General features: G+C 73.3%; 3 protein-coding genes and 1 pseudogene. 2 read left to right on the top strand and 2 right to left on the bottom strand.

From position 1 onward, the window contains the following. Nucleotides 1-84: 84 nt before the first annotated feature. Nucleotides 85-339 (bottom strand): annotated as a pseudogene (locus AOK24_RS42295) (hypothetical protein); the annotation flags it as partial. 172 nt (nucleotides 340-511) lie between these two features. Here AOK24_RS42295 and AOK24_RS42290 point away from each other — a divergent pair. After that, a complete protein-coding gene (locus AOK24_RS42290; protein WP_003992906.1) occupies nucleotides 512-691 on the top strand; it encodes a DUF6104 family protein in 180 nt (59 codons plus the stop codon). A 96-nt stretch (nucleotides 692-787) separates the two neighbouring features. On the opposite strand, the gene AOK24_RS42285 is transcribed toward AOK24_RS42290, so the two are convergent. Next, on the bottom strand, nucleotides 788-1,606 hold the full coding sequence (locus AOK24_RS42285) for a hypothetical protein (RefSeq protein ID WP_055725183.1): 819 nt from the start codon (nucleotides 1,604-1,606) through the stop codon (nucleotides 788-790). A 147-nt stretch (nucleotides 1,607-1,753) separates the two neighbouring features. Between AOK24_RS42285 and AOK24_RS42280 the strand changes: the two genes are divergently transcribed. Then, a partial coding sequence (locus AOK24_RS42280) for a DUF4097 family beta strand repeat-containing protein (RefSeq protein WP_055725182.1) occupies nucleotides 1,754-2,632 on the top strand: 879 nt, incomplete at its 3' end.

Raw genomic sequence — 2,632 nt, 5'->3', positions numbered from 1 at the left:
GGCCCCCTCCGCGCCGTCCGCCCCGACGAGGCCAGCATCGAGTTCGGCATCGAACTCACGGCCAAGGCGGGCAAAGTGGTCGGCCTCCTCGCGGACGGCGCGGAGGGGGCCCGCGAGGGAGTGGGCGACGCCGGTGATGAGGGAGTGGAGGCTCTCGACGCCGGCTTCGACGCGTTCGGTGAAGCCGGTGTCGCTGTAGGAGAGCCGGCCCGGTGGGGCGGCGGGGGCGCGCAGTTCCCCCGTACCGGAGATGCGCGCCCATACGGGCGTGCCGTCCGGCAGTGCCACGCGTGCGACGCGCGTCACGTCCTGTCCCGTCCGCTCGGTCTCCTGGCTCATGGCCGCTCCCCCCGCTGCCGTGTTCCCCCTGCTGCCGCCCGTCCGACGCCACGACCGGCGGCCTATCCTTGCCCTGTGCCCCCACAGCCCCTCGCGGGCCGCACGTGGGAAACAAGCTCATTCCCCCGGTGGCACTTCCCAACCCCGACGACCCACCCACGGAGCACGATCCATGTACTTCACCGACCGCGGCATCGAGGAACTGGAGAAGCGGCGCGGCGAGGAGGAAGTCACCTTCGAGTGGCTGGCCGAACAGCTCCGCACCTTCGTCGACCTCAACCCGGACTTCGAGGTACCGGTGGAACGTCTCGCGACCTGGCTGGCCCGTCTGGACGACGAGGACGACGAGTAGCCGGACCCGCCCGGTTCCCCACATAACGACCGGCATCCCCCACCGGTTCCCGCCGACCCCAGTCACCTCGGGCGGCGGCAGGGCGGGAGCCGTACGTCAGGCCCGCGGTCGCCCCACGTCGTACACCAGCCCCAGCGCCCCGTGCCCGAGGAGCAACGCCCCGGCGGCGGCCCAGCCCGCGCTGCGGCGCCGTACGCCCCAGAGGGCGAGCGGCAGGCCGAGGCCGACCTGGGCGACGGCGAGCGCACGCGCGCGGGGGCTGCCGGTCCAGGGCAGCCAGGGCCCGAGAGGGCCGCGCTCGACGGCGTCGATCTCCGCGCGCACGGTCTCCCGCCACCCGCCGCCCTCGACGCGCTGGACGTCGGCCCGGTCGAGGGCGGCGCCGCGCAACCGGCCCGCGCTCTCGCCGGGGACGATCCCGGCGGGCAGCGCCACGCCCGCGCGCGTGAGGACGGCGAGCAGTCCGCGCAGGCGCCCGCGCGCGTCGACGGTGAGGTCGGCGCGGGTCAGCTCTTCGAGGGACTGCATGTCGAAGACGGGGTCGAGCCCGAGCCGGGAGGCGAACGTCCGCATGGCCTCGTCCTCCCCCGCGGGCGTGCCGTCCGCGAGCCAGTCGTAGCCGACGGGCCGCCGGAACCCGGAGGCGAGCGCGCAGCCGGAGCGGTCGGCGTCCCACCACAGGGCGAGGACGGGCCAGGGCGCGCCGACGGCGAGGGCGGTGGCCCAGCCGGTGAGGACCCGGTCGACGGGTTCGCCGCCGTCCTGCCAGGGCGTGCCCTCGGGCACGAGCACGCTCCACTCGGTTCCGGCCCGGATCAGCAGCATGCGTTCGCGCAGCAGGTGCGCGACGGGGGCGACGGCGTCGGGTTCGGCCCGGCAGAGCAGCAGCGCGCTGGGCTGTTCGGTCGGCGACATGCTCACACCGTAGGACAATTCGTCACCTTTGGGTGAGGGGAGTCACCGGAAAGAGTGTCTCGATATGTCTTGACTCCACGGGAGCGCGATATATCGTGAGGAGGAGAGACGCGATATGGCGTGTTGTCGAGGAGGAGGGTCAGCGTCATGCCCGAGTGGTCCGTGTCCGAACCGAAGAAGTTCTCCTTCGACGAACCGGTGCGGGAGTTGAGCGTCCGCCTGGTCTCCGGAGCGGTGAACGTCGTGGGCACCGACGAAGGTTCCCCCCGCCTGGAGGTCTCCGCCATCGAGGGCCCGCCCCTGATCGTGACGCATCGGGACGGCGTCCTGACGGTGACGTACGAGGACCTGCCCTGGAAGGGCTTCCTCAAGTGGCTCGACCGCAAGGGCTGGCGGCGGCACGCGGTGGTGACGCTGGCGGTGCCGACGGACACGCGGGTCGCGGTGGGGGTGGTGGACGCGTCGGCGGTGGTCTCCGGCCTCGAAGGCCGCGCGATCGTCCAGGGCGTCAGCGGGGACATCACGCTGGTGGGCCTGTCGGGCCCGGTCCGCGCGGAGACGGTCTCCGGCGGCGTGGAGGCCCAGGCGCTCACCGGCGACCTCCACTTCACCTCGGTCTCCGGCGATCTGACGGTCGTCGAGGCGGGCTCCCGCGTGAAGGCCGAGTCGGTGAACGGCTCGATGATCGTCGACCTGGACCCGACGGCGGGCCCCACGGACGTCTCCCTGACGAACGTCTCGGGCGAGATCGCCATCCGCCTCCCCCACCCGGCCGACGCGACGGTGGAGGCCAACACCACCAGCGGCAAGGTCTCCAACGCCTTCGAGGACCTCCGGGTGAGCGGCCAGTGGGGCGCCAAACGCATCACCGGCCGCCTGGGCAACGGCAACGGCCGCCTCAAGGCCACGACGGTCTCCGGCTCGATCGCCCTCCTGCGCAGGCCGCCCACGGAGGACGGCGCATGGGAGACGGACCCGGAGGACACCCCGGCGGCATGGGAGCCCCCGGCCACTCCGGCCACTCCG

The organism is Streptomyces niveiscabiei (assembly GCF_001419795.1).
Classification (GTDB): domain Bacteria; phylum Actinomycetota; class Actinomycetes; order Streptomycetales; family Streptomycetaceae; genus Streptomyces; species Streptomyces niveiscabiei.
Note: the sequence above shows the minus strand (reverse complement) of the source record. Positions and strands in the feature narration are given on the sequence as shown.